General features: G+C 48.6%; 8 protein-coding genes. All 8 read left to right on the top strand.

Annotated elements, in window-relative coordinates:
* A partial coding sequence (locus VIM87_RS05650; protein ID WP_331996037.1) for a hypothetical protein occupies positions 1–267 on the top strand: 267 nt, incomplete at its 5' end.
* Positions 224–658, top strand: coding sequence for a thiol-disulfide oxidoreductase DCC family protein (locus VIM87_RS05645; protein ID WP_331996036.1), 435 nt, complete (start codon positions 224–226; stop codon positions 656–658). The genes VIM87_RS05650 and VIM87_RS05645, both read left to right, overlap by 44 nt.
* Positions 659–737: 79 nt before the next feature.
* Positions 738–2,000, top strand: coding sequence for a dihydroorotase (locus VIM87_RS05640; protein ID WP_331996035.1), 1,263 nt, complete (start codon positions 738–740; stop codon positions 1,998–2,000).
* 20 nt (positions 2,001–2,020) lie between these two features.
* Positions 2,021–2,524 carry a DUF4199 domain-containing protein gene (locus VIM87_RS05635; protein WP_331996034.1) on the top strand — a complete coding sequence of 168 codons (504 nt, stop codon included), beginning with the start codon at positions 2,021–2,023 and terminating at the stop codon, positions 2,522–2,524.
* 183 nt (positions 2,525–2,707) lie between these two features.
* Entirely contained in the window at positions 2,708–3,655 is a 948-nt protein-coding gene (locus VIM87_RS05630) for a glycosyltransferase family 2 protein (protein ID WP_331996033.1), read from the top strand.
* Positions 3,656–3,762: 107 nt separating this feature from the next.
* Positions 3,763–4,911, top strand: coding sequence for a glycosyltransferase (locus VIM87_RS05625; RefSeq protein WP_331996032.1), 1,149 nt, complete (start codon positions 3,763–3,765; stop codon positions 4,909–4,911).
* 108 nt (positions 4,912–5,019) lie between these two features.
* A complete protein-coding gene (locus VIM87_RS05620) occupies positions 5,020–6,132 on the top strand; it encodes a hypothetical protein (protein WP_331996031.1) in 1,113 nt (370 codons plus the stop codon).
* Positions 6,133–6,188: 56 nt separating this feature from the next.
* Positions 6,189–6,584: YceI family protein (locus VIM87_RS05615; protein WP_331996030.1), on the top strand; the 396-nt coding region annotated here is incomplete at its 3' end.

Genomic DNA, 6,584 nt, shown 5'->3' with positions numbered 1-6,584 from the left:
GTGTACTTCCCTGTGCTGGTATGGTTTAAAAAGACCCGCCTGGCCGTGGTGTGCTGTGGCATTGCCCTGCACCTGGGTATTTATGTGTTTATGATGATCTATGGCTTTGAGATCATTTTCATCATGACCTATGGCTTCTTTTTTAAGGATGAGGAATGGCAGGCCTTCCTGAATAAGCTCATTAGCCGCATAAACCGTAAAGCCAAGTGGAAATTACCTACCTTTGCGGAATTTCATCCTGAACCGCAGGTATATGCAGGCAGATAAGATCATATTATTCGATGGAAGCTGTGCCTTTTGCAACGGCTTTATACGCTGGGTTATCCGCATGGACCGGGTACATTTCCGCCTCTGTGATCAGCAAAGCAGCTGTTTCCAGGCACTGGCCCAAAAGCATGGGCTGCCCCTGGCCACCGGTACAGAGGCCGGTACCATTTACCTGGTACAGCATGGCAAAGCATATACCCGGACGGCTGCCATAGCCCGCATTCTGCGCGGATGCCGGCAGCCGTTCGGCCTGGCCGGCTGGCTGCTGTCTTGCATTCCCACCTTTATTACCAACCCGGTATATAACTGGGTGGCCCGGCGCCGCCACCAGCTGGTACGCAAGCAGGCCTGCGCCCTGCCTACTTTTGAAATGCGGGAGCGGCTGGTGTAAGACATCTTCAAATTTTCCTATTTTTGCCCTGCACTTTTTGGACAAGCATTATTCTTACAGCCAGGTTTTATTTTACAGCATGCAGATATTAATTAAAAAAGCAATCGTTATCGCCCCGAATGATCCTTTCTCAGGGCAGCCGATGGACATTTTAGTAGCAGAAGGCAAAGTGAGCAAGGTAGCCGCGGAAATTAAAGCGGATAACGTAACAATCATTACAGGCAATAACCTTCACGTATCCATGGGCTGGATGGACGTTTTTGCCCATTTCTGCGATCCCGGCCAGGAGCATAAGGAAGACCTGCAAACCGGTTCACTGGCAGCAGCCAGGGGCGGTTTTACCACGGTAATGATAGTGCCAAACACCCAGCCGGCCCTGCACACCAAACCGCAGATCAGCTATGTGCTCAGCAATACCAGCCGCGGCCCTGTACAGGTGCTGCCCATAGGCGCCATTACCAAAAACCTGGAAGGTACTTCCCTGGCAGAAATGTACGAGATGCAGGAAGCCGGCGCCGTAGCCTTCTCCGACGGTATTAAACCCGTTCAATCCCCCGGCCTGCTGCTGAAAGCCCTGCAATATGTAAAAGCCTTTGACGGCACTATTATACAGCTGCCGGATGACCTGAGCATCTCCGCCCACGGCCTTATGCACGAAGGCATCCACTCCACCCAGCTGGGCATGCCCGGCAAGCCCGCCCTGGCCGAAGAGCTGATCATTCAGCGCGACCTGGAGCTGGCCCGCTACACCGGTTCCAAATTGCACATAACCGGCGTAAGCACCGCCAAAGGCATAGCCCTCATTGCCAAGGCAAAGGAAGAAGGTATAAAGGTTACCTGCTCCGTTACGCCTTATCACCTGTCTTTTACGGATGCCGACCTCCGCAACTACGATACCCATCTTAAAGTAAACCCGCCCCTGCGCAGCGAAGAAGATGTTGCCGCGCTGAAAGAGGCCGTGGTGAATGGCGTGGTGGATTGTTTTGCCACCCACCACCAACCGCAGGACTGGGACGCCAAACAGCTGGAATTTGAATATGCAAAGAATGGGATGATAGGATTGGAGACCTGCTTTGGGGCGATCCGTAGACATATTCCCCAGCTGCCCCTGTCACAGCTCATACAAATGCTCACCATAAACCCACGCCGCATCTTTAATCTTCCCATACCGGAGTTTAATAAGGGAGCGCTGGAAAACCTCACTGTATTTGAACCGGATACCAGCTGGACGTTCACCAGCGCGGATATTGCTTCCCGGTCTAAAAATTCACCGTATATTGGCGCAGAGTTAACGGGCAAAGTGAAAGCGGTTATCAATAATAATCAGGTACTGTTTTCTTAATCCTTATAAACCTTACTACTATGCACAAAAGCAACCATCTTCAGTATGGCTTGGTTATCAGCGCAATCCTTATTCTGTTATCTGTACTTTTTTATGTGCTGAACCTCAGCACTGAGAGTTGGGTAAAATGGGTAAGCACGGTTGTTATATTTGTTGGCGTTATTTTTACCTGCACCCAGTTTGCAAAGCTGAATGACGGGAATGTGACCTTTGGCAACGTTTTTGCAAACGGGTTCAAAACCACGTCCCTTATAGCACTGATCACCGTGCTGTTCTCCGTGGTATTCATCCTTATTTTCCCGGATATCAAGGAAAAAGCATTGGAGGAGGCCCGCCGGCAGATGGAAAAACAGGGACAGTCAGATGATGTGATAGAAAAAGCCATTGCCATGACCAGCAAAATGTTCATGGTATTTGTATTAGCCGGCGGTATTTTCGGTACCCTTTTCTTTGGCGCCATTGCATCCCTTATAGGTGCAGCTGTAGCTAAAAAGAACCCGAACGTACAACAACCGCAGGTATAAGAATTACGAATTATTCAATTACGAATTACGAATTAAGTATTTCGCAATGGAAATGGCCCATTAAAAGGCATTGTTATACACCGGAATCAAATTCAAGAACCTGCGGTTTATTGAACAACGCTCATATACGCAGTACTCAATTCGTAATTCGTAATTGAATAATTCGTAATTAAAAAATCTATTATGAGTTTAGACATATCCGTTATCGTTCCATTAAAAAACGAAGAAGAATCTTTGCCGGAACTTGTTGCCTGGATTGATCGTGTGATGCAGGAAAACAACTTCTCCTACGACATATGGATGGTGGACGACGGTAGCACGGATAGCTCCTGGGAAGTGATCCAGCGCCTGGCAGCCGCAGACCCGCAGCATATTAAGGCCATCCGCTTCCGCCGTAATTATGGCAAGTCAGCCGCCTTAAATGAAGGTTTCCGCGCAGCACAGGGCAATGTGATCATTACCATGGATGCCGACCTGCAGGACAGCCCCGATGAAGTACCGGAACTGTACCGCATGATAGTAGAGGACGGCTACGACCTGGTAAGCGGCTGGAAAAAGAAACGCTATGATAACGCACTCACCAAAAACCTGCCCAGTAAGATCTATAACTGGACCACCACCAAAATGAGCGGGGTAGCGCTGCACGATATGAACTGCGGCCTGAAATCCTACCGCAAAAAAGTGGTGAAGTCTATTGAGGTGTATGGGGAAATGCACCGTTATATACCCGTGATCGCCAAATGGGCCGGCTTTAGCAAGATAGGCGAAAAGCCCGTGGAGCACCGCGCCCGCAAATACGGCGTTACCAAGTTTGGACTGGAACGTTTTATTAACGGTTTCCTGGACCTGGCCTCCATTATGTTCATCGGTAAGTTTGGCAAACGTCCTATGCACCTGTTTGGCGCGCTGGGTACCGTGTTCTTCCTCTTGGGTTTTGGGATTGCCTTTTACCTGGGCTTTGCCAAAATTGCTTTTGACAGGTATAACATGACGGACCGGCCTATCTTTTACCTGGCCATCCTGTTTATGATCATAGGTTCACAGCTGTTCCTCACCGGTTTTATTGGCGAGCTGGTAGCCCGCAATGCACCGGAGCGGAATACATATTTAATCGAAGAAAAAATCTCTTGAATTTTAGATTTTAGATTTACGATTTTAGATTTTCCGGGGGCGCAAAACAAAACCATCCGCTGCATTCAAATCTAAAATCTAAAATCTAAGATCGTAAATCAATGCTATTGGCAAAATCGAAGATCCTCATACTCGGCACCGCCTACCCCTTCCGGGGCGGCCTGGCAGCTTATAATGAAAGGCTGGCCGAAGAGCTGCAGCAAACAGACGATGTAGATATCTGGACCTTCACCGTACAGTATCCTGGCTTCATGTTTCCCGGCAAAAGCCAGTATTCAACAGATCCTCCGCCCGCACACCTGCGCATCCGCCGTATCGTAAACTCTGTTAATCCGCTGAACTGGTGGATCACCGGCCGTAAAATACGCCGCTTTAACCCTGACATTATTATCGTAAGATACTGGCTGCCCATTATGGGGCCCTGCCTGGGCACTATATTACGCATCGCTAAAAAAGGCAGCCGCATCCGCATCGTAGGCTTGCTGGATAATGTGGTACCGCATGAAAAAAGGTTTGGCGATGTAGCCTTTACCCGCTATTTCCTGAAACCGGTAGATGTGTTTGTAGCCATGAGCCAGTCGGTGATCAACGACCTGCGGCAGTTTGAGCCCGTAAAAAAGGCATCGCTCATCCCCCATCCTATTTATGACAGCTATGGCGAATTAATACCTAAATCCGCTGCCAGGGCGCACCTGAAGCTGGATGCCGGTAAACGGTACATCCTGTTCTTTGGTTTCATACGCCCCTACAAAGGGCTGGACCTTTTATTGCAGGCTATGGCAGATGAGCGCCTGCGCAAGCTGGATATTCACCTGATAGTGGCCGGGGAGTTTTATGAAGATGCGGCCCCCTATCACCAGCTCATCGCACAGCACCAGCTGGGCGATAAGGTGCTGCTGCATACCGACTTCATTCCCAACGATGATGTAAAATATTATTTCCGTGCAGCCGACCTGGTGGTGCAGCCGTATAAAAGCGCCACCCAGAGCGGCATTTCACAGATAGCCTACCACTTTGAAAAGCCCATGGTGGTTACCAATGTAGGCGGGCTGGCAGAGACCATTCCCGATGGCAAAGTAGGCTACATTTGTGAGCCGGAACCGGCCTCCATTGCAGCTGCCATAGAAAAATATTATGTTGAGGACCGTGAAGCCGCCATGACCGCCGGCGTACAGGAAGAAAAACAAAAATACTCCTGGAGCCGCCTGGCAGCTGAGATACATAGGCTGGCGGAAAGCATAAAGCGGAAAGCATAAAGCTTTTTGCTTTTAGCCTTTAGCTTTTAGCTTTCAGCTTTCAGCTATTTTCAAGGACATATAACAAAAATACTGCACATAGCGTTAAACATACAGCAATTGAACAGCATGCAGGCAGCGTTAAACATTCAGCACATTACACATAAAACAAACGGCATTAAGCTTTCCGCTTTATGCTTTCTGCTTTTTGCTTTCCGCATTAAGCTTTTTGCTTTCCGCTTTCTGCTTTTTGCTTTCCGCATTAAGCTTTCCGCTTTCCGCTTTCTGCTTTCCGCATTAAGCTTTCTGCTTTCTGCTCCAACAGCCGCAAAGGCGCAGCACCTGCGCCCGGCAGACAGTATCCTGCTCTCAAAACAGCAGGATTCCCTGCAGCGGGTAGCAGATACCATTTTAAACGGTAAAACAGAAGATATACGCCAGCAGGCCAGCGACCAGTTCATACCGCAGCTGGTGCGCGCGCTGAAAGCCCCCTACTCTTTTGAATTCTCCTTTGATTCCCTGCAAAGCATCAGCATACAATACCCGCAGGACAGCACTTTCCGCATTTTTACCTGGGGCCTGGAAAATGATAATGGCTTTTACCGCCACTACGGCGCCATACAAATGAACAGTAAGAACGGGCAGCTGAAGCTGTTCCCGCTCTTTGATAATTCAGACTATACCTCCAATATAGATACCGTGGGCGATAACAAAGCCTGGTACGGCTGCCTCTATTATAAAATAGTACAGCAGCACTTCTTTAACAGTGAATACTATACGTTATTTGGCTACGACGCCAATAACCTGCGCAGCACTAAAAAGCTGGTGGATATGCTGCAGTTCAAGAACGGCAAACCCGTATTCGGCGGGCCTTTCTTTAGCTACGCAGAAGATACCGTGCCTAAACCTACCCGCAAACGCTTCATTATAGAGTACAGTAAAAAAGCCACCATCAGCCTCAGTTATAACCCCGAAATGGATATGATCGTATTTGATCATCTTGTATCGGCAACCAATGAGCCGGGAAAACCGTATACGTATGTACCTGACCTGGATTATGAAGGGTTTAAATGGAAAGGTGGAAAATGGGTACATATAGAAAAAGTGTTTCACGACGCCCTGCCCCTGGGCAAGTTCCCGGTGCAGCAGCCGCAGGATCAGCGGAAAAAGAACCTGATGCGCCCCCAGACCGCAGAAGAAATGGAAGCGGAAAAGGCGTCGAAGAAACGCAAAAACAAGTAACACGGTTTTTTTGTTATATTCATCAGGGGCACTATTTGCCGTTTAATCAGAGCACAATGAAAAGATTTACTGTTACGCTGGCGGCTGCAATATTTATGGTAGCATCTGCCTTCACGTATGTTGCAACCAGCTGGAAAATTGCCGAGGGCTACACTATTAAATTTGACGGCAGAGGCGCTTCCGGCACCTTCTCAGGTTTAAAAGGGGACATTATTTTTGACGAGAACGATCTCCCGGGCTCAAAGTTCGATGTAACGGTAAGCACTGCCTCCATAAATACCGGCAACGGTTTAAAGAACAAACACGCCAAAGGCGAAAAATACCTGTATACCGATAAGTTTCCCCTGATCCGCTTTACTTCCGGCGCTATTAAAAAGTCTGACAATGGATATACTGCCACCGGCACCCTGGAAATACGCGGGGTTAAAAAAGAGATCAGCCTGCCCTTTAAC

The organism is Chitinophaga sp., from assembly GCF_036569125.1.
Classification (GTDB): domain Bacteria; phylum Bacteroidota; class Bacteroidia; order Chitinophagales; family Chitinophagaceae; genus Chitinophaga.
This window is presented reverse-complemented; position numbering and strand designations above follow the sequence as displayed.